Origin of the sequence: Alloactinosynnema sp. L-07, assembly GCF_900070365.1 — a bacterium.
GTDB lineage: Bacteria > Actinomycetota > Actinomycetes > Mycobacteriales > Pseudonocardiaceae > Actinokineospora.
The window spans coordinates 1,674,982-1,696,981 of the sequence record NZ_LN850107.1 but is presented as its reverse complement, the minus strand read 5'-3'; the positions used below and the strand labels follow the sequence as shown (position 1 = coordinate 1,696,981).

Here is a 22,000-nt window from a genome sequence, read left to right as displayed (position 1 = left end):
GGGCGCGCGTCGGTGAATCGGGGACGCGCGCCGAGGGCATCAGTGGAGGCGCTAGACCTGAACCTTCCAGAGGTCGACGTAGCCGACATCCATGACGTAGGCGTCCCGCACGTGCAGCTTCCAGGTGCCGTTGGCAGGCTCGGCCGACGCGTTCACCGTGTAGGTGGCGATCACATTGTCCGCCGAATCACTCATGTCGACGTCCTTCAGCCGGTAGGCGGTGCCGTCCGGGGCGATCAGGTCGATGACCAGGTCACCGCGGTAGGTGTGTTTGATGTCCACGCTGACCCGCAGGTCCGACGGGGCGTTGCCGGGCAGTCCCGAGACCGAGATGTCGCTGGTCACCGCCGAACCCGCGTCCAGGATGCTGACGTCGCCCGGATTCTCGAACGTGCCCCCGGGAACAGCGCAGGTCAGGCCGATCGAGCGCTTCGGGCAGTCGGCGTAGCCGAGCAAGTCGAGCACGGCCTCCTTGTTGCGTGAGGTCTCCCTGGGGATGACCGAGTCATCCGGGTAGAAGCCGCCCCCGCCGCCACTGGTCGGGTACATCTCGAAGGTGTAGCCGTAGATCTTCTGGTCGCCCCACAGCCAGTCCTTGATCGACCCGTCGGTGATGTACAGATCGGAGGACTGCTGCGGGGTGTAGCCGTTGGACCCGGCCATCTCCCGGCCGATGGTGGCGAAGATCCGCTGGTCCTCCGCGGTCAGACCGGGGGCGGTGTCGTTGTAGGTGTGGCCGTACGGCCAGAGGATCAGCTCGCTGTGGGTGTGGAAGTCGATGGCCACACTGATCTGCTGCTTGCCACCGACGACACGACCGCGCACGAAGTCGGCGACGGCCTTGACCTCGGGCGTGGACTCGGCGCGGGGACCCCGGTAGGTATCCGAGCTCGGGGTGCCGGAGGAACCGCCGCAGCAGCCCCACAGATATGCCCAGTTCCGGTTCGTGTCCGTGCCGACGGCCGTGGAGCCCGCGTTGGGCTGCCGGTTCTTGCGCCAGCTCTGGAACTGTCCGGTGGCGATGTCGAACTCGCCGCCGTCGGGGTTGACGTTGGGCAGGATCCAGATCTCCCGGTTGTCCACCAGATTCTTGATCCGCGTGTCCGTGGCGTACTGGGCGGTCAGCTCGTTGGCCAGGTACAGCGCCATCTCGACGGTGAGGATCTCGCGGGCGTGCTGGTGGTGGGTGAACAGGACCTCGGGCTCGTTCTCGTCCGTGCCCGCGTTGTCGGAGATCTTGAGCGCGTACAGCTCGCGCCCCTCGTACGAACTGCCGATCACCTGCTTGGTGATCAGGCTCGGGTGGGCGGCGACGACCCGGTTGATCTCGGTGACCATCTCCGAGTAGTTGTGGTAGTCCGAGTGTGTCGGCGGGAAGTCCATGGCCGTGGCGCCGTCGGCCTGGATCGTCATCGGTTCCTCGGCGCCGACGGTGAAGCCGAGTCCGCGAATCGTGGCGACTTCCGACTCCGTGGCGGTGATCAGGATCCGGCTGTCCTCGACCCCGTTGATCGCCGCGCCCGTTCTGCTGATGGCGGTGCGCTGATGGACAGAGGTGACTCCGAGTACGTGGTACTCGGCCGATGCCCGAGAGCCCGCGGCGGCGGAATCATGACCAGCCGCGTTCGGGCCCGCGGTGGCGATCAAGGCCAAGGCGGCCGCCGCGCTGATCATCACGGACAGGCGTTTGCGTTTCACGCGTGCCTCCTGCAGGAGCGCCGGATAGGCGCTGGAAAGGTGGGGCGAGCCAGGATGTGAGGGTCTTCCCGATGACCTGAGAACATGCGGGACTGGTGTCCGTCATCCGGCCGGGAGGCCGATGATCGCGGGTGAGGACGCGGCAGGGAGCAGCAGTTCCGGGGAACCAGAGCCGTCCGCGGGCACGGTGTGGATGGCGGGGCGATCGTCGTGGGGACGGGCGTAGGCGACGGTGTCGTTGTCGAGCCACAGGGCCTGGTCGTCGAGGTGAGCCGAATCGGCCAGAGCGACGTCGGCGCCGGTCGCGAGATTCAGGACGTGGAGACGCCAGCGGTCGCCGGTGCGGAATTTGTAGGCGATCCGGGTGCCGTCCGGGGAGAGGGAGGGGCACTCGACGTTCTCGCGGACGGTGTCGAGGGTGCGGGTGGTGATGTCGCCGCGGATGAGCCAGGTCTTGCCCCGCGACGACATGGTCGCAAAGAAGATGCGGTCGTCGTCGGTGAAGGTAACGCCCCAGAAGTTCACGTCTTGTTCCGTGTAAGGCGTCCCGCCCACACGCACGGCGAAGTCCTCAAGCGAGCCGTAGTGCTGCCCCGCCGTCAGGTCGTAGATGCCGGTTGTGGTCGAGAACATCCCGGCGGACAGGTACGAGTCGCCGCTGCGGAAGACGGTCCAGGCGATGAGGCGGCCCGAGGGTGACACCCGGGTTCGGCTGGGCAGTCCCCATTCCGACAGAGCCAGTCGTTCGCGCAGGTCGCGATCATAGACAGTGATGTCGGTAGCGCCCGCGCCGTCGGCGCGAAGGCACGCCATGGTTCCCGCCGCGGCGTGGACACGTTGGCAGAGCACGTCGCCCGCGATGGCACGGTCAGGTTCCGTGAGGGGAGCTTGGTGGACTCGGCTGGTGGCGGCGTCCACATACAGGAGGGTGCCGGGACGGCCGAGGTCGATACGCTGGGCGTCGGCTTGCGGTTCCGGTGTGCTCTTGAGTCCTATGTAGATGGACACGGCGGCGATCACCGCGACGATGAGGACGATTCCGATCCGGTGGCGGTGCTTGGACCCGATGGGCTGTCGGGTCCGCCGATCGAGGGTGGCGGTCACGGTTGTTCCTCCCGGCGGCCGATGCGGGCCGCGATCATCAGGGTGCAGGCAAGAGCGGCGGTGGCGACGGCGAACGCGGGCCCGAGCGCGATTCCCGCCGCGAGTACACCGAACAGGACCGCGCCGGTGGCTCGGGCGAGCGCTTGGACGGTCTGGACCACGGCCAAGCCGGTGCCGCGCAGGTGCTCGGGAATGTGCGGCGCGGCAAGGGCCATGAGTACGCCGTCGGTGGCGGCGTAGAAAAGACCGTGACATACGAGGACGAGAGCCGCGACGGGCAGGCTCGGCGCGGTCGCGACCAACAGGTACACGGCGACGAGTACCACGTGCCCGGTGAGGAACACCCGCCAGCGGCCGAGGCGGTCGGCGAGCCTGCCGACGGGGACCGCGGCGGCCATGAACACCAAAGCTGTGCCAAGCGGGAGAAGCGGCAGCACGGCAGGCGGCAGATCGGTGCGCTGTTGCAGCGCCAGGTAGAGGAACATGTCGCCGACCGTGCACACGCCGAGCAGTCCGGCCGCGAGGCCGATGCGCCGCAGCCCTCGGCCACGGAACAGGGCAAGACCGGCGCGCAGGCCCACCTGAGCGCCCTTGGTCGGCGTGGCCGGTGGAGCTGTGACGAAGAACAACAGGACGATCAGCCCGATCACCGCCAGCCCGAAGCTCACGGTGAACACCGCGTCGTAGCCCACCGCGACGCCCGCGATCAGGGCGAAGGCGATGAGCGGGCCGAGCAGAGCGCCCGCGGTGTCCAGAGCGCGGTGCAGGCCGAACGCCCGGCCCAGTCCGGCGCGCGGGGTCGCCAGGGTGATCATGGCGTCGCGGGGAGCGGTGCGGATGCCCTTGCCCGCCCGATCACACGCCAGGACGGCTCCGATGCCGGGAACCGAGCCACCGACGAGTGGGAAGCCCAGCTTGGTGACGGCGGACAAGCCGTAGCCCACGGCCGCAACTGCCTTGGGACGGCCAAGGCGGTCGGCGGCATACCCTCCGGCGAGGCGGAGCACCGCGGTCGCCCCGGTGTACAAACCGTCTATGGCGCCGAGTTCCAGGTATCCGACGCCGACGCCGTAGATGAGGTACATCGGCAGGATCGCGGTGACCATCTCGGCGGACATGTCGGTGAACATGCTGACCAGGCCGAGACCGATCACGGTGCCGGACACCGGCACGCCCCCGACCGGTCGCCGCCGTACCCGGTCGCCGGGAGCGCGGGCGGCGGCTCTGGTGGTGGACAGGTACATCTGGGCTCCCTCGTGGTGGGACCGGTGTGCGGGGACGGGAGGAGGGTGTACCCCGCACACCGGAGCTCAGCTGGTTCGACGTCGCCGCTCGCGGGTCGGGTCCGTCGAACGTGGTGGTGACTAAGGGGTGCCGGCCCGCGGGTTGAGGTGGCCCGCGGGCCGGCGGCAGGGGTCAGATATCGGAACGATCGTTGACGGCGGCCTGCCTGAGACCGGTATCGCTCTTTTCGGCGATGTTGGTCAGCAGGTGGTTGAACGGGCCTACCGTCGCCGACGGATCAGCGGTCAGCACCCACAGGCGCAGGCGCGTTCGGTGCTGCCCTGCCCAGCGCTTCGAACACCGCCGTGACCGCTGTCCCATCGACGACCTTTGATCCGAAGGAAATCGTCTGACCCGGAGTTCATTCCCTGCATGAGATGCTGTCCGTGAACATCGAAGCCTCCTTCCGCCGGAACGGGCGATCTGACTGGTCAGACAGCAGTTCGTTCCAATGTGGACGTCACCCGACGGCTTGGTTCGATCGACGTCGTGCGCGACGGCACGGTCGGATTGGCCGCGCTCGCACCGGACTTCAGTGCTTGCGCTGCCGCGCCACCGCTATTGGTGACAGCGACGTCGTCGATGGCCGCTTCCCAGAGACTGCCGCTACCAGCGTCCGCGGACTCGACGAGAAGGTGAACGCTTCGGCCCGCGAACGCTGTGAGATCAGCCGAACCAGACTCCCACACACCGCCACGACCATCAGAGGCCGCACCGAGCCGTTCCAACACCTTCGTCCGATTAGCGCCGTCGACAACCGACACCCTGAGATAGTCGTCCTGAGTGGAGTTGTTGCCGTACGCGTAGGTGTACTTCAACGACAGCGCCGTAGTACCCGACGCCGGAACACTGATCTGCGGCGACCGAACCGACGTCACACCACCATCAAGATCGTTGGCACCATCGGCGGCACCCGCGGCCGCACCAGTGATCAACCCATTCACACCACTGGTCACATCACCCAACTGAATAACCCGGTTGTTACGCGTCTCCCGCGTCTCCCCCGGGTCACCACGCTCAAACCGACCACCAGTAGCCGTATCCGTACCAGACGGATTCACCGTCCAACCCTTATTCGACTCGAAATCATCAGCGAACACAGCCCCGCCACCACCACCGGGATCGGTGACCGTCACCCGCACGGTCGCGCTGTGCGTGAGACTGCCCGAGGTTCCGGTCACGGTCAGATCGAACGACCCGGCAGGCGTGGTCTCAGTGGTAGCGATCGCTAGCTGGCTGGACACCGAACCGTTCGCCGGTGGGCTGACCGGGTTGGTCTGCCACAGAGTGGCCACCCCGGTGGGAACACCGGACACGGTCAGCGTCGTCGCGCCAGTGAAACCACTGGCACTCGTGACGGTCACCGCACTGATCCGCTTCTGCCCCTGCGGGATCGACACCGACGACGGGTCGACCGCGAGGGAGAAGTCCGGGTTTCCGCCGCCGGACTCGGTGACGGTCACCCGCACGGTCGCGCTGTGCGTGAGACTGCCCGAGGTTCCGGTCACGGTCAGATCGAACGACCCGGCAGGCATGGTCGCGGTGGCAGCGATCGCCAACTGACTGGACACCGAACCGTTCGCCGGTGGGCTGACCGGATTGGACTGCCACACGGTCGACACCCCGGTAGGCGCACCAGACACGGTCAACGTCGTCGCACCAGTGAAACCACCGGTACTCGTGACGGTCACCGCACTGGTCCGCTCTTGCCCCTGAGGGATCGACACCGATGTCGGGTTGGCGGTCAGGGTGAAGTCCGACGCACCCGTTCCGCTGCTGGTGACGCGGACATCGTCGATGGCCGCTTCCCAGAGACTGCCGCTACCAGCGTCCGCGGACTCGACCAGAAGGTGGACACTCCGTCCCGCGAAGGCCGTGAGATCAGCCGAACCGGACTCCCACACGCCGCCACGTCCATCGGAGGCCGCACCGAGCCGTTCCAACACCTTCGTCCGATTAGCGCCGTCGACAACCGAGACTCTGAGATAGTCGTCCTGAGTGGAGTTGTTGCCGTACGCGTAGGTGTACTTCAACGACAGCGCCGTAGTACCCGACGCCGGAACACTGATCTGCGGCGACCGAACCGACGTCACACCACCATCAAGATCGTTGGCACCATCAGTGGCACCCGCGGCCGCACCAGTGATCAACCCATTCACACCACTGGTCACATCACCCAACTGAATAACCCGGTTGTTACGCGTCTCCCGCGTCTCCGCAGGATCACCACGCTCAAACCGACCACCAGTCGCCGTGTCCGTCCCCGACGGGTTCACCGTCCAACCCTTGTCCGACTCGAAGTCGTCGAAGAACAGGGCAGGCGCAGGCGGGCTGGGTGCGGCGACGGTCCAGACCGCGTGCGCGATGGCGTCCGCGTTCCGGTCCAACATCACGTTGGCGATGTTGTTGGTGGTGTCGCAGGACCGGTGATAGCACGGGTCGTAGGCCTGGCCCGCCGTACCGCCCCACAGGTTCGCCTCGGAACTGGTCTTCGTGCCCTCCGCTCCGGTGAACGTCCCGCCCGCCGGAATGCCCTTGGCGATGAACGGCCCGTAGTCGCTGCGGCCGGTGAAGTCCGTACCGCGAGTGGTCACCCCGATCGAGGAGAAGTAGTTCTGCAGCACGGATTCCAGCTCCGCCGACCCGGCAGGTCCGGGACCCGCGCCGACGCCGTCGGAGTTGTCGCCGTCATAGACGAAGTAACCACCGTTGGTCGAGCCGACCATGTCGAAGTTGAAGTAGCCGTCGATCTTGGCCAGCTCGGCGGCGGACAGGCTGCTGACGTAGTGGTTGGACCCACGCAGACCGACTTCCTCCGCGCCCCACCACGCGAACCGCAGGTGTTTGGTGGGAACCAGACCCGACTGGGCAACCTGCCGCGCGACTTCGAGGATGGCGGCCGAACCGGAACCGTTGTCGTTGATGCCGGGCCCCTCGGCCACACTGTCGAGGTGCGCGCCGACCACGAGGACATTCTCAGGGTCGCCACCGGGCCAGTCGGCGATCAGGTTGTAGCCGGTGCGGCTGTCGTAGGTGAAGGACTGCACACTGGTAACGAACCCGACGGCGTCGAGTTGGCTCTTGACGTAGTTCACCGACGCTTGGTATCCGGGTTGACCATGGGCACGGTTGCCCCCGTTGTTGTTCGCGATCGTCTGGAGCTGGGACAGGTGTCCCATGACGTTCGCCACCGGGATGTCCGGGACGCCCTGTTGGGGCTTCGGCGTGACAGTTACCCGCAGTGTCGCGTTGTGCGTGAGACTGCCGGAAGTGCCGGTGATCGTGACGTTGGCCGTCGTGGGTGTCGCCCCACTCGTCGCGGTCAGGGTCAGCGTGGACGAGACGTTCCCGTTGGCCGCCGGGGTCACCGGGTTGGGCGAGAACGACGCCGTGACGCCGGCGGGCACGCCCGAAGCGGTCAGGCTGGTCGCCGAAGCGAAACCATTGACACTGGCGACAGTCACCGACGCGCTACCGGTAGCACCTTGGACAACGGTGACAGCGGTCGGATTACTGGCGACCGTGAAGTCTGGGGCACCCGTTCCGCTGCTGGTGACAGCGACGTCGTCGATGGCCGCTTCCCAGAGACTGCCGCTACCAGCGTCCGCGGACTCGACGAGAAGGTGAACGCTTCGGCCCGCGAACGCTGTGAGATCAGCCGAACCAGACTCCCACACACCGCCACGACCATCGGAGGCCGCACCGAGCCGTTCCAACACCTTCGTCCGATTAGCGCCGTCGACAACCGAGACTCTGAGATAGTCGTCCTGAGTGGAGTTGTTGCCGTACGCGTAGGTGTACTTCAACGACAGCGCCGTAGTACCCGACGCCGGAACACTGATCTGCGGCGACCGAACCGACGTCACACCACCATCAAGATCGTTGGCACCATCGGCGGCACCCGCGGCCGCACCAGTGATCAACCCATTCACACCACTGGTCACATCACCCAACTGAATAACCCGGTTGTTACGCGTCTCCCGCGTCTCCCCCGGGTCACCACGCTCAAACCGACCACCAGTAGCCGTATCCGTACCAGACGGATTCACCGTCCAACCCTTATTCGACTCGAAATCATCAGCGAACACAGCCCCGCCACCACCACCGGGATCGGTGACCGTCACCCGCACGGTCGCGCTGTGCGTGAGACTGCCCGAGGTTCCGGTGATGATGACGTCAGCCGCCGTGGGTGTCGCCCCACTCGACGCCGTCAGGGTCAGCGTGGACGAGACGTTCCCGTTGGCCGCCGGGGTCACCGGGTTGGGCGCGAACGACGCCGTCACACCCGCGGGCAGACCCGTAGCGGTCAGGCTGGTCGCCGAAGCGAAACCGTTGACACTGGCCACAGTCACCGACGCGCTACCAGTAGCGCCCTGAGGAACGGTGACCGCCGTCGGGTTGGCGGTGACCGAGAAGTCCGGGCCGGTGGCGGCCTTGTGGCAGGTCCCGCTCACCTTGTCGGTGAACGTACGGCCCGCGACCGGCACGAACTCCTGGGTGTAGCCGGTGGCGGTCAGGGTCAGCTTGCCGACACCGAAGGTGTTGGAGTTGACGACCAGGGCCGTACCGGCGGAGCTGCTGTTGGGGGTGTAGAACCCGCGTCCACCGGTCCCGATCACGGACTGCACGATGCCGTTGGCGTCGTCCCTGGTCCCGTCGGGCCGCGACGGCGCGAACCTCTGGTAGTTGTGGTCGTGGCCGACGACGACCAGGTCGGCCTTGGCCTCGTACAGCGGCGTGAAGAAGCCGTTCATGGAGCTGTCGTCGCCGTGGGTACCCCGGCTGAATCTCGGGGAGTGCCAGTACGCGGCGGTGCACGGCTTGGTGTTGGCGGCCAGGTCGCTCTTCAGCCAGGCCACCTGGGCCGAAGTGGACGAGTGGCCGATCTCGGAGTTCAGCGAGACGAAGTGCCAGTCACCGACATCGAAGCTGTAGTAGCCCTTCCCGCGTTCCCCGGCCCGTGCGCCGAAGTAGTCGAAGTAGCCACTCGCCCCGCTCGTCTCGTACTCGTGGTTGCCAGGCGAGGGGTAGGTGATGGACTTGAACTGACCGTAGTGCGGGTTGTAAAGGTTGTTGTACTCCGAAAGCGAGCCGGAGCTGTAGGCGTTGTCGCCCGCCAGGATCAGCGCGGCGGGGTTCATCGCCTTGACCACTGGCGCGGTCTGCGAGCACGAGGACCCGCAGACGTCGCCGACCGCGGCCACCGTCACCGTCGCCTCGGCGAGGGACTCGGTGCCCGACTGGTACGCGTCGATCAGGAAGCTGCTCTCAGGGTTCTTCAGCTGAGGGCTGACCTGGACGCACTCGCCTTCGAAAGCCCGAGTGTGGAAGGCCTTGCCCGGCCAGTGGTCGGCGGTGAACGTGAACGATCCGCCGTCCACACCCGACACGGTCACCGAGTCCTTGCCGCGCAGGGCCAGCTCGGTGAAGCGCAGCCGCAGCCACTTGGCGCCCTTGTCGCAGACGGCGCGCGGCGCGGATGAGGCGACACTGTCGCCGATCCCCACCATGTTGACGGTGCCGGACTTGGCTCCGGGCTCTGCCAGTTGGCTGATCTGGGCGACTGGTTCTGGTGCGGCCATGGTCACGGTGTCGGGAATCGGCTGGCCCGACGCGGACCCGGTCAGCGCGACCGTGGCCGCGACGAGCGACATCCCAGCCGCGGCGGCGAGGCTGGTCCGCCATCGTCGGCCAATCGATGTTCTTGGAATGAGAGAAGTCTGCATTTTTCCTCTTCGCAGGGTCAAGGAATGCTGCTTTTCATTGGGGAGGCAGTCGAGGAAGTCACTGAAACAATTCAAACGGGGATTTACCCGGGTCGTCGAGGGGCGGCACGAGCGGACCGGGCAGATCAGCGGGGAGAATGTGGCACGGGACGATCGTTGTGGAGAACAGCCTCCTTTCCCGGCGACCACCCGACTAAATGGGCGTCACAGTCGGTCAACATGGGACTGGATTGACAGTAATACGTGGAAATCAAGCGTCAACGAACCCGCACCCCGCAGACTGGATAACTCTGGCGACCGGCGGTCAGGTGTGCGCCCTCCAACGATGACGGGCGGGCGGACCCGTTCCGGTCCGCCCGCCCGTCAACCCGAACCGCTCAGAACGAGAGGCTCCATCGGTCGATCGACCCGGTGTGGAACCCGTACGCGTCGGTCACCCGCAGCCGCCATGTCCCGTTGGCGAGCTCGGCCGACGCGTCCACCGTGTAGGTCTCGGACACGTCGTCGGCCGGATCGGATATCTGGACCGCCTTCAGCGGGTAGGCGGACCCATCCGGGGCGATCAGCGCTACCGCCAGATCGCCGCGGTATGGGTGAACGATGCGCATCGCGACGGACAACGCGGTCGGGGCGCTGCCCGCGACGCCGGTCACCGTGATCGGGCTGTCCACAGTGGACCAGTCGGGAATCGCGACGTCAGTGCCATTCTCGAACACCTTGGGTTCGCTCACGGTGCCACAGGGGACGAAGAGCAGCCGGTTCGGGGATCCTGTCCCCGGGTTGCTGATCACTCCGGTGGTCGCACAGCCCACCATCGCGTCATGCACCTCACGGGGGGTCGCGGAGGGATGAGCCGCCAGGTACAGCGCCGCCGCGCCCGCCACCAGCGGCGCCGCCATCGACGTCCCGGTCTTGGTGGTCGTCGCGGTGTCGTTGCCATGCGCGGCGGAGACGATCTCGGTGCCGGGCGCGAAGAGGTCGACGCAGGTGCCATAGCTCGACGGGCCGTTACCGGTGTAGCGGGCGTCCGTCCTTGTCGAATTGGCCACCGTGATGGCCTCGGAAACGCGGGCCGGGGACCGGTCGCAGGCACTGGCGCCTAGGTTCCCGGCGGTCACGGTGTAGACCAAGCCCGCCGCGGTCGAGTTGCGGACCGCGGTGTCCTTGGTCGAGTCGGCCACGCTACTGAGGCTCATGTTCACCACCGAGGGCTTGACCGCGTTCGCGGTGAGCCAGTCGATCGCGGCGATGATGTCGGAGTTGCTGCCGTTGCCGTCGCAGTCGAGCACCCGCACCGCGTGCAGGGTCGCGCCCTTCGCCGGGCCCCACGTGGTCCCGCCGACAGTGCCCGCGACGTGCGTGCCATGGCCGTTGCAGTCCTGGGCGATGGCATCGTTCTCATAGAAGTCCCAAGCATTGCGGGCGCGCCCACCGAACTCCTCGTGCGATATCCGGACACCGGTGTCCACGACGTACACGTTGACCCCGGCCGCGACCGACGGATGGTCGTAAGTCGTCGACAGGGGCAGTGCCCGCTGGTCGATTCGATCCAGGTTCCACGGCGCTGCGGCCTCGTCGGCGGTGACCACCGTGTCCGGCTCAACCCGGGCGACCAGCGGATCACGGGAGAGGTTGGCCGCTTCGGCGGCGGTCATCCGCGCGGCGTAACCGTTCAGGGCCGCGGAGTAGACGCGCTTCACCGATCCACCGTGACGCTTCGACAGGTCGGCCGCGGCCGTCCCGGCCGGGCGACGTGCGATTGGGTTTGTGTGCAAGGTGACCACGTAGCTACCAGGGATGACGACTGCGCCCGGCGGTGCCTGGACCAGGGTGCTCTGCAGGGTGGGCCTGGCGGTCGCCTGCGGTACGGCCAGCACGGTGAGCATGACGGCCAGCAGCGCGCTTGCCGTTCTGTGCGGGGGTTTCACGGGTGCTCCTCACGATGGGCGTGCGCGACCGCCGCTCGTGGATTCACCAGAACACGGACGGCCGCTTGACAGCGCCGCCCCTCGAACCGGGCGCGGGCACTATCCCGCCCGCGCTTGCCGGAGATTCGATACTAGAAACGTCGCCCGGTGATTGTCAATGCTCGGTAACAGCCAGGAGAATGCACGCGATGACATAACGGCGCTGTACTTCCGGCGCCTGCTGATCCGTGCTGTGCAGGAACCCAGCGGAACGAGGCACGCCAATGGACGCTCCAGCCACCACAACCATGAGCGAGTTTCACATTATCCTCCGGGGTGCGATCCAGCACAGCAGGCTCAGCCTGGAGGAGATCTCAGCGCGACTGCGCGAGCACGGCACGCCGGTCAGCCCGAGCACGCTCAGCTATTGGCAGAACGGCGACAACCAGCCTGAGCGCGCCCAGTCGATTGTCGCCGTCGGCGCGCTGGAGGAGATTCTCGGGCAACCGTCTGGCAGTCTCGTCGCCCTGATCGGGCCGCGCCGCCCGCGCGGGGGCTGGGTGCCAAGAGCGGGCGCGGACGTGTCCTACGACAAGCTATGGAAGGCGCCGGACGCCCTGCACCGCGCGATGTCCAAAGTAGACGCACATCCTGATGACCTCAGCTCGCCACTCAAGGTGTCCCAGCACATGTCCTACCGTGTCGACGCCGAAGGACACGAGGAGTCTTTGCGGGTTCGCAGGCTGATCCGCGCCGACCGCGACGACACCAGGCGGGTACTGTTCGCCACCCGGTGCAGCACGCTGCCCAAGCCGCCCGTGGTCACCCATGCCGAGGGCTGCAGTCCGGCCCGCTTCCGAGCCGACGTGCCCAGCGCGACCTGCGTCTTCGAGTTCATCCTGGATCGGCCGCTGCGCGCGGGGGAACTGGCCGCGGTGGAGTTCGCGCTGCGCTTTCCGCCGGGGCAGGTCGACCGACACGTGGAACTCGCGGTGCGTCGGCCGACCCGAGACTTGATCATGCAGGTCTTCTTCGACCCGAGGAAGCTGCCCACCAGCTGCCAAACATTCTGGCAGCCACGCAGCACGCTGCCGTCCAAGACAGTTCAGGAGATCTCGTTGGACAGCGCGACACCCATGGCGCAGTACATCGCGTTGGACCCCGTGCCCGGTCAGTACGGCATCACCTGGAAATGGCGGTGACCCGGGGGCGGCCACAGTGGACCGCCCCCGGTTTCACCCACCCCCCGGGGGTCCATTTAGACGGTAAGGCTCCACTTGTCGAGGGTTCCGCTGTGGAAGCCGTAGACGTCGGCGATCCTGAGCCGCCAAGTCCCGTTGGCGGACTCGGCTGACCCGTCCACCTGGAACGTGCCAGTGACGTCATCCGCCGGGTCAGCCACATCAGGGGCCTTTATCGGGTACTCGGTGCCGTCCGGGGCGATCAGGGACAGCCTCAGGTCGCCGCGGTACGGATGACGGACATTGACCGTCACGGACAGCGTCGACGCGTTCCCGGTCAGCCCGGAAACCGTGACCGGGCTCTCCGCCGTGCCCCAGTCGGGAATCGTCACGTCGGTTGTGTTCTCGAATGTCCTCGGATCGGTTGCGGCGCCGCAGGGAAGGAAGAGCAGTCGGTTGGGAGAGCCCGATCCGGGGTTGCCGACCACATTGGTCGTCGCGCACCCCACCAGAGCATCGTGGATCTGCGCGGGGGTCGCCGCGGGGTGAGCGGCCAGATACAGTGCCGCTGCCCCGGCCACGACCGGGGACGCCATCGAGGTTCCGGTCCCGGTGAAGGTCGCGGTGTCCGAATCGTTCCAGGCGGACGTCACGGCGGTTCCGGGCGCGAAAAGGTCCAGGCACGCACCGAAATTCGAACCTTGCGTGCCGGTGTAGCGGGCATCGGTGCGGGTGGTGTTGCCGACGGTGACGACCTCTGGCATCCGGCCAGGGGAATAGCCACAGGCGTCGCCCGCGTCGTTGCCCGCTCCCGCGATGTAGGTGAGTCCGGTCGCGATGGAGTTGCGTACCGCCGTGTCCTCGATGTCCGACGGCGAGCCGCGCAGGCTCATGTTCACGATGGCGGGCTTGACCGCGTTCGCGGTGAGCCAGTCGATACCCTCGATCACGTCCGATTTGGGGCCGCTACCGGTGCATGGCAGAACGCGGACGGCGTGCAACGTCACACCCTTGGCGACGCCCCAGGTGCGGGCGCCCGCGATTCCAGCCACATGGGTGCCGTGGCCGTGACAGTCGGTGCCGTCGGTGTCGTCGTCCACGGTGTCGCGTGCGTAGCGGGCGCGGCCCTCGAACTCCTGGTGTGAGATCAGAATTCCTGTGTCCACTATGTACACGTTGACGCCCTGAGCGGTGTTCGGATACGTGTAGGTTGTGGACAGTGGGAGTGCGCGCTGGTCGATTCGATCCAGGTGCCAGGGAGCGTTCGGCTGGGTGCCCGCGATCTCGACCATGGTGTCGGGTTCGACGCGCGCGACCCTGGGGTCGGCCGCGATTCGAGCCGCGGTCGTGGGGTCGGCCTGGACGGCGAAACCCTGCAAAGCCGCGCTGTATACGGTGCGGACGGTGCCGCCGTGGCTCGCGGCGACGTCATTGGCCACCGAGTCGATCGAGTTCCGCGTCTCTGGACGGAGCTGCACGATGTAGCTGTTGGCGATCACCTCCGCGCCGGAGGGCACTTGGGCGACGGTGCCGGTCGGCGGCTCGGCGATCGCTGGGCTGGCACACGTCATGACGACGGCGGCGGCCAGCACCAGCTTCGTTCGGGCACGGGAGATTGTCACGATCCCTCTTCTCAGGACGGCACGTGCGGGAACCAACCCACACGCGAGGTAAGCCGCCCCTGCTGCCGGACGTTGGCAACTGGCTTTGACGCTAGAGAAGGGAGGTTCGCGGCGTCAATGTCGTTCAGGGATATCCAGACCGATCGACGCCGGACGCGGACCTGCGGCCGATGGCCTGGTTTTCTATGCGGCCATGGGCTGTTGGTGCCTGTTCGGGTGGTTCGCCTTGATTTGGGGCCCCTAGAAATGGGCCTGTGCGGGTCAAAAGGCGAGCTCAAGGAACCTCACCCGCACCGCGATTTTAGGCCCATTTCCCCCAAATCAAGGCGAACCACCCGAACAGGCCGTTTCGTTGGGCCCGTTGCGTTCCGTTGTGCTTCGTCGGGCCCGTTGCGTTCCGTTGTGCTGATTGGGGACTCGGTAGCAGGTTGTTCGTGTGCCCTACGGAGTGAAGACGATGTCGACCCAGTAGCTGAGGTCGCGGTAGGTCTTGTCGGGGAACGCGTGGCCGAAGTTGTAGACGCCGTTGCCGCCGCTGCCGATGGAGGACAACGCGGTGAGCGGGCCGCTGGTGCGGGCGTTCGCGAAGTACTCGTAGTCGTACGAATAGTGGCCCATCGGGCAGAAGTACGAGGCGATGTAGGTGGTGCCCGCGACGACGTTGACCGGGGTGGGGAGCTGCACGGTCTGCCAGCCGGTGGGGGTCTCGTTGGTCGCGGTGGCCGTCGCCAGGAGGGTGCCGCCCGCCGACCACACGCTGACCGAGTGTGTGCCGGTGTTCTGCGGTCCTTTGTAGAATTTAACGGCGGTGACACGGCCGGCGACGGCGGGGGTGAACTTGAAGCCGAGTTCGCCCGCCGACGTGTCGTTCGCGGTGATGTTGCCGGGCACCACCGAGGCCGAGTGGAACGAGGCCGGGAAGGTGTGCGGCGTATAGGCCGCGCTGTAGTTGCCGTCGGCCACCGGGAACAGGGCGTAGGTGAGGCCCTTGATGGTCTCCCGCGTGAACGCGACGTTCGCGCCGCCCCTCGTGATGGCGGTGAGAGAACCCTTGGTCGACTGCACCGGCAACATCCCACGGAGCATCCCGTTGGTCCGGCCGTCGACCACGGCGGTGAAGGTGAGGCTGTTGCCTGCCCAGGCGATCTGAGAGAAGTGGGACGCGTTGCGGCCGTCGGTCCAGTCGAGAATTTGGTTCGCCGTGATGATCGGCACGCCGCGAGCCTTGGCCGAGGTGATGACCTTCGCGCCGAAGTTGTCCGCGAGGTAGTAGTGGGTGCCGAAGACGCCGTAGTACCCCTCCGAGCCGATGGCCCGGTTCAGCATGGTGTCGATGCCTTGCGGGTACGTCACGCCGTTCTCATCCACCAACTGTGTGCACACCTGGTACACGTCGATCATCGTGCCGTCGAGGTCGGCGAAGCGCATCGGCAGGCCGGTGCCGGTGAACAGGCCGGGCCTGTTCTGAACCCACCAGAACGGCGCGTAGTAGTAGTTCATGTCCATTCGGATGCCCTTGCTCAGCTCGACCTTCGGCTGAGTCGCCCAGTCGCTCCAGGCGATGCAATGGGTCCGGCTGCCGGTCTGGGGCGGCAGGCTGGGGAACCTGTCGGCGAATGCCCGCAGTTCCGAGTGGAACGTCGCCTCCAGCGAGACCGGGGTCCAGTTGGCGCACCCGGTGTCCACGTGGATGCCGAGGTCGAAGCCCTCCGCGGCGTAGGCCGCCGCCTGCGCGTCGGTCATCGTCGTGCCCGTGACGTACATCCACGACGTGGCCCGGAGGCATTCCCAGTGGTCCAGCGAGCCACCGGGCGGGCTGTTGGCTTTCAACACGTCGAAGTAGTCGCGGGTTCCGGTCGCGGTGCCGTGGTCGTCGAGCGCCATGACCACCGCGGCCTTGAGGCCCTTGGGCAGGTACCACAGCTTGGGGATCGGCTTGCGGTCGTGGTTGACGAAGTTGATGATGTTGCCGAGCAGGCGCTGCTGTTCGTCGGCCTGCGGGATGGCGACCTTGTTGAAGTCGACCCAGTCCGGTTTGACGTCGCCGGGCTTCGCCCCGAAGAAGAGGTCCACTGGGCGCAGCGGCGGATCGTCGTCCCGTTCATCCCCGACCCAGGCCGGGTTTCCCTGCCGGGTCAGCACGATCGAGCGGGCGAGGTCGTAGGTGAACGCGACAGCCTGGCCGCCGTTGCTCCCCACGGCGCGCAGGGTGACAGCGGGATTCGTGGTCGCCGACGTGGCGGTGCTGTAGAGCCGGGCGACCGTCGTGGTCCCGCTCTGTGCGGTGTAGCGGTCGGCCACGCCGTGGTACTGCATGGTCTGGTTCGGCAGTCCGGTACCCGGCGCGGCGGCGGTGCTGATGAGCAGGTAGCCCTCGTCGAGGGTGGTGCCCTGGTCGGTCAGGCCGAGCAGCGCCGCCAGTTTCTTGTCCGGCCGCATGGCGATGAGGTTGCCGCCCGCGTTCACCCAGGTGCTGAACACCGTGACCTGGGCACTGGTGAGGGGGATCTCGCCCAGGATGACCACGTCGTGCTGGTTCAGGACCGCGGCGGTGACCGCGGACAGGTCGACCGTGGTGAAGGAGTTGATGCCTTCGGCGCGCAGGATCTCGCTGTAATACTTGCTGAACGGCCGCGCGTCGGATTTCACCAACAGGATCGGCCCGCCGAAGCCCTGGTCGAGTGGTGGTGGCGGCGGAGGTAGCGTTCCGGGCTCGAATACCACGTCCACCCAGTAATTCGAGCGGGCGTGAGAAAAGGTGGGGAATCCGCTCGTGGCCGCGTAGCGAAAGACTCCGTTGGGGTTGTCGACAACCGAGGCCGGTGCGTGCAGTGGCGGGTTGTCCCTACCGACGCCGAAGAAGTCATATGTCACGCTGTAGTGGCTTTGCGGCGCGAAGTACGAGGCGATGTAGGTCTTATTGGCTTCGATCGGCACCGGCGTGGGGAACGTGACCGTTTGCCAGCCGGTGGCGGTCTCGTTGGTGAAGATCGCGCTGGCCAGCCGGGTGCCGCCAGTCGACCAGAGCGACCCGGTGTGCTGGCCGCCGTTGCCCGCGCCCTTGTAGAAGCGCACGCCGGTGACGAATCCGGGGACGTCGGCGGTGAATTTGACACCCAGTTCGAGCGGCTCGGTGTCGGGGTCGGATATGACTGCCGGAGTGTCGGATGACGACCAGATACTGTGCACGGCGGCAGCCCGCGGGCTCTGGCCGGAAGAGGGTGAACCGCCCGGTTGATCAGAAGCCATGCACGCGACCTTACTCCCGGCGATCACTCCCCATTGGGTACGTCACCCGGTCGGTCGAAGAATTCCACCCGATGACGTAAACGCATTTTCGACCGATACCGTACGCAGCCGCACACTTGATCTTGGTTGGCCGACACCCTTCCTGTGGTGGTCGCCGGTCTCGGGTCCAGCGCGGTGACGTGGGGGCGAGGAAAGTCGCCAACTTCTAGCGACTGATCGCCTACTCACCGTATGGTGATCGCTCGACTGGTCCACGAGGGGAAGCGACCGAGCCGTGTCATCACCGGGTCCGCCCGCGCCCGCCGACGAGCGCTGGCGGGTGCGCATTCGGGACGCCTACGGCATCGTGCGGGGAGCGGGCTTGGTGGTGTGCACCAGACAGGTGCTGACCTGCGCGCACGTGGTCGGTGACCGTGTCGAGATCCCGGACGCCAAGGTCGTTGTCGAGTTCGTGGGGATGGCGGGGACACCGTCGGTCACCGCCAGGGTGGCCGAAGGGTGCTGGGTGCCGGTGCACGAGGACGGACGTGGTGACGTCGTGTTGCTCGATCTGGACAGCGGCGGGCCGCAGGTGCCGGGCGCGCCGTTGCGGCGGCTGCCGAGCTGGGGACGACGAGTGCGCGTGTTCGGGTTTCCCGACGGGGCGGAGCTACCCGGCGTCTGGGCGCAGCCGGTCATGGCCGGGCCCGGTGGACCGGACGGCGAGTGGATCCAGTTGGACTCCCCCACCGACGACACCAGGGTCACCAGGGGATTCAGCGGATCAGCTGTCACCGACCACGAGACCGGGTGGGTCGTCGGGATGGTGGTGAGCGAATATCGCACGCACCCGGGGAACGTGTCATGGATGTTGCCGGTGGAGACGATCCTGCGGTACCAGGGCGGGATAGTCGACTGCGTGGCCGGGTCGGCGGCCGTCGACCAGGAGTTGGCGGTAGGGCCGGAGTCGCGGATCGATGTCGGCCTCGCCCGCGGGATCGCGTCGTGGTTCTCCCGAAAGGGCGGGCCGCGGGTGCGGCTGCTGCGCACCGGCGAGCCGGGATCGTCGGCGTCGTCCGGGCTGCGCAGGATGATCATGCATGCCGACCGGGAGATGCGGCCGCCGACGGTCGACGAGTCCATCGAGGGCGCCGTACCGCCGGTCGGCAGCGTCGATCTCGCGGTGGACGCGACCGGGAAGACGGTCCACGCGCTGCGTGAGCGGATCGTGGACCGGTTCGGCGCATCGGCCGACATGTGGCGCGGGATGTCGTTGACGCTGGTGGTGGCCGGGGTCGATGATTCCGCCGCGCCGGAACTGCTCCTGCGCGACCTGCTGAAACCGTTGGCCGACAGCGGAGTGCGGCTGCTACTGGAGTTTCGCCGGGACAGCTCGCCCGCATGGGCCCTCGCCCGCGGTCTGTGGCCGCATCAGGACATGCCCGACGACCATCCGGACGTGCTGCGCCGCAGGCTCGACGACCTGGCCGCGCTGATCGCCGAGGTCTCCGACCGAGAGGAACCTCTGCTGCGGCGACGAGACGACGTGGCCGCACGGATCGTCGGCGTGCCTGACCTGCGCGGGCGCGCGGTCGTCCTGCGGCTGCGCCTGTCGGCGCTGCGCCGCTCCGCACAGGACACGCACGTCGCCACTGAATCGGGTAGGGACGCGGAACCGCAGGACAAGCGCATCGTCGACCTCGCGCCGCTGGATGCGCGCGTCGCGGCCGAGTTGGACGACCTTGAGGCGTCGGCTGACCGCGCGGCGCGGCGACTGGTGAGGTTCGAGGGCAGGCTGACCGCGATGCTGGAGCGTCGGCGCGAGCTGCGCGCGCGGTTGGATGCCTACCACGCGATGGCCGCCGATCTCGGCCTCGCTGAGACGGTCGCGCTCGATCTGCCCTACCGGCGGGCGAACGACGCGCTCTGGCGCGGTCCGTGCGACCTGGCGGCCGCGGCGCGACTGGTCGGGGAGTACCAGGCCGCGGTCTCGGCGGGAGGCGGCCGGTGACGGCGTGCAATCGACCGAACTGCCCCGGAACCGTGATGGACACCGGCTTTTGCGGCACGTGCAAGCGGCGGCCGCTGTCTGAGTCGGCGCCGCCGCCGGAGCCGACTGTGACCCGCACAACCGGCAGCGGCACGTGGATCGCGGGCAGCCTGGTGTCACTGCCGGAACTGGCGCTCAGCGACCCGTCGAACCTGGTGCTGACCGAGGGCGGACTCGCCGAGGAGCACCGCTACTGCGAGTGCGGCGCACCGGTCGGCCGCTCCTACCGCGGCCAGCCTGGGCTCGCCGACGGGTTCTGCCAGTGCGGCCGCAGGTTCTCCTTCTCGCTCAAGCTCGCCAAGGGAGACCAGGTCCACGACAGGTACCGGGTCGATGGCCCGCTGGCCCGCGGCGGGTTCGGCTGGGTATACCTCGCCCGCGACCTGCACCTCGACCGACCCGTCGTCCTTAAAGGACTAATCAACACCCAGGACCGCAAGGCGCGCGAACTCGCGGTCAACGAACGGATCGCGCTCACCACGCTCGACCACCCGAACGTGGTGCGCATCTTCGACTTCGTCAAGCATCCTGACCCGGTGTCCGGCGACCCGCTGGACTACATCGTGATGGAGCACGTCGGCGGACCGACCCTCGCCGAACTCAAGGTCGGGTCGTCGTGGCTGTCCGAGCACGGCAGGATGACTCCGGAGTACGTGATCTCCTACGTCCTGGAGATCCTCACCGCGCTCGACTACCTGCATGGTGTCGGCCTGCTGTACTGCGATATGAAGCCGGGCAACGCGATCCGCGGCACGAGCAGGCTCAAGGTGATCGACCTCGGCGCCGTCCGCGGCATCGATGACCGGGACAGCGTCTCGGTCGGCACCGACGGCTACCGGGTCTCGGCCGACGAGGTCGCGGCGCACGGGTACACCGTCCGGTCGGATCTGCACACCGTCGGCAAGACGCTGGAGGTGCTCTACCAGGTCACCGACGAAGCACTCGCCGATAACCGCGCGGGCTCGCGGTCGGTCGCCCTACGCTCCCTGCGGCTCGTCTACGAGCGCGCGATGGCCGACTACCACCGGCGGTTCGCCTCGGCGAAGCAGATGGTCGACCAGCTCACCGGGGTGCTGCGGGAGATCGTCGCGCTGCGCGGCGACGCGGTGCCGCCGATGCCGTCCACGGTGTTCGACGAGCAGGCGACGCTGCTGGACGCGGGCCTTGGCACCGCTCCGTCCCTCTTGCGCTGGATCAGCGGGACTCCCGACGTCGCCGACGTGCTCGCCCACGGACTTCCCACACCGGGGGCAATCGCGGCCGGGTTGGCGGTCCCACTGGTCATGGCCGACGATCCGGGCGCGGCGTTCCTCGCCACCCTCAGCGCCACCAATCCGGCGGGGACAGTCACCAGAATCGTCACCAGCGGCCGAGCATCCGTGGAGATTCACCTCCGTGCCAGCCGGGCCGCCATCGCCATCGACGACCTCGATGGCGCCGACAAACAACTGGCCAACGCCCGCTGTCTGCTCGATCATCCTGAGTTCGACTGGCGCATCGTCTGGCACCGGGGCCTGATCGCGCTGGCCAGAGGCGCCGTCGATGCTGCGAGGGCCGAGTTCGTCGAGGTGTACCGGGATCTGCCCGGCGAGGAGGCACCCAAACTGGCGCTGGGGCTGTGCGCCGAGCGGGTCGGCGACCGCGCCGAGGCCGAGGCGTTCTACCAAGCGGTATGGGCGCGGAACAAGCAGCAGGCGGGCGCGGCGTTCGGCCTGGCCAGAATCAGCCTGGCCCGCGCGGACCGGGCCGCCGCGGTCGCGGTGCTGGCCGGGGTGATCGACACCTCCCCGCACGCCGAGGCGGCCAGGATCGCCGCGATCACTGTGCTGTGCGGTCGGCTCTCGGACGACGGCGGGCTGCCGAGCGACGCCGACCTCACCGATGCCGTCGCCCGACTCGGCAAACTGCGCTCGCTCGACGGCGGCGAGCGGGAGGGCCCGGTGCGGGTCCGGCTGACGGCGATGGTGCGCGAGGCCGCGCTGCACAGGGCGAACAGCGGGCCGCTGTCAGGTGTGCGGGGTGGCGTCGTGCTCGGCGAACCGGCGACAGAGCGCGGACTGCGAGAACTCATGGAGAGCTCGTATCGGCGGCTGGCCAGCCAAGCCCAGAGCCGTCGAGACCACGACGTGCTGGTCGACCACGCGAACTCCGTGCGCCCGCACACGGTGTGGTGATCGCCATCGACACGACAGGGAGCACC

10 protein-coding genes are annotated in these 22,000 nt (G+C 67.4%); 3 read left to right on the top strand and 7 right to left on the bottom strand.

Going from position 1 to position 22,000, the window contains the following annotated elements; genetic code table 11:
• Window positions 1-51 precede the first annotated feature (51 nt).
• The 5 genes from BN1701_RS08015 to BN1701_RS07995 form a co-directional block, all read right to left on the bottom strand.
• Entirely contained in the window at window positions 52-1,698 is a 1,647-nt protein-coding gene (locus BN1701_RS08015; RefSeq protein ID WP_067520598.1) for a M14 family zinc carboxypeptidase, read from the bottom strand.
• Between the two features lie 102 nt (window positions 1,699-1,800).
• The gene (locus BN1701_RS08010) at window positions 1,801-2,802 is read right to left on the bottom strand and encodes a hypothetical protein (RefSeq protein WP_231949532.1); all 1,002 of its coding nucleotides are present in this window, start codon (window positions 2,800-2,802) and stop codon (window positions 1,801-1,803) included.
• A complete protein-coding gene (locus BN1701_RS08005) occupies window positions 2,799-4,046 on the bottom strand; it encodes an MFS transporter (RefSeq protein WP_054046957.1) in 1,248 nt (415 codons plus the stop codon). Before BN1701_RS08005 ends, BN1701_RS08010 begins: the two co-directional genes overlap by 4 nt.
• 471 nt (window positions 4,047-4,517) lie before the next feature.
• The gene (locus BN1701_RS37165) at window positions 4,518-9,812 is read right to left on the bottom strand and encodes a M20/M25/M40 family metallo-hydrolase (protein ID WP_231949531.1); all 5,295 of its coding nucleotides are present in this window, start codon (window positions 9,810-9,812) and stop codon (window positions 4,518-4,520) included.
• 377 nt (window positions 9,813-10,189) lie between these two features.
• Window positions 10,190-11,740 (bottom strand): S8 family serine peptidase, encoded by a 1,551-nt coding sequence (locus BN1701_RS07995; RefSeq protein WP_231949530.1) that lies wholly within the window; start codon window positions 11,738-11,740, stop codon window positions 10,190-10,192.
• A gap of 287 nt (window positions 11,741-12,027) precedes the next feature.
• Between BN1701_RS07995 and BN1701_RS07990 the strand changes: the two genes are divergently transcribed.
• Window positions 12,028-12,921 (top strand): XRE family transcriptional regulator, encoded by an 894-nt coding sequence (locus tag BN1701_RS07990; protein ID WP_231949529.1) that lies wholly within the window; start codon window positions 12,028-12,030, stop codon window positions 12,919-12,921.
• A 56-nt stretch (window positions 12,922-12,977) separates the two neighbouring features.
• Here BN1701_RS07990 and BN1701_RS07985 read toward each other — a convergent pair whose 3' ends face one another.
• A complete protein-coding gene (locus tag BN1701_RS07985; RefSeq protein ID WP_054046953.1) occupies window positions 12,978-14,522 on the bottom strand; it encodes a S8 family peptidase in 1,545 nt (514 codons plus the stop codon).
• A gap of 441 nt (window positions 14,523-14,963) precedes the next feature.
• A complete protein-coding gene (locus BN1701_RS07980; RefSeq protein ID WP_054046951.1) occupies window positions 14,964-17,711 on the bottom strand; it encodes a DUF4082 domain-containing protein in 2,748 nt (915 codons plus the stop codon).
• A 334-nt stretch (window positions 17,712-18,045) separates the two neighbouring features.
• On the opposite strand from BN1701_RS07980, the gene BN1701_RS07975 reads away from it, so the two are divergent.
• The gene (locus tag BN1701_RS07975) at window positions 18,046-19,761 is read left to right on the top strand and encodes a serine protease (protein ID WP_082859707.1); all 1,716 of its coding nucleotides are present in this window, start codon (window positions 18,046-18,048) and stop codon (window positions 19,759-19,761) included.
• A 107-nt stretch (window positions 19,762-19,868) separates the two neighbouring features.
• Entirely contained in the window at window positions 19,869-21,974 is a 2,106-nt protein-coding gene (locus BN1701_RS07970) for a serine/threonine-protein kinase (protein WP_231949528.1), read from the top strand.
• The last annotated feature ends 26 nt before the right edge of the window (window positions 21,975-22,000 follow it).

Excerpts from the sequence above, each read along its gene's own strand:
- BN1701_RS08005 (WP_054046957.1), bottom strand. The coding sequence starts at position 4,046 with ATGTACCTGTCCACCACCAGAGCCGCCGCCCGCGCTCCCGGCGACCGG.
- BN1701_RS37165 (WP_231949531.1), bottom strand. The coding sequence starts at position 9,812 with ATGCAGACTTCTCTCATTCCAAGAACATCGATTGGCCGACGATGGCGG.
- BN1701_RS07990 (WP_231949529.1), top strand. The coding sequence starts at position 12,028 with ATGAGCGAGTTTCACATTATCCTCCGGGGTGCGATCCAGCACAGCAGG.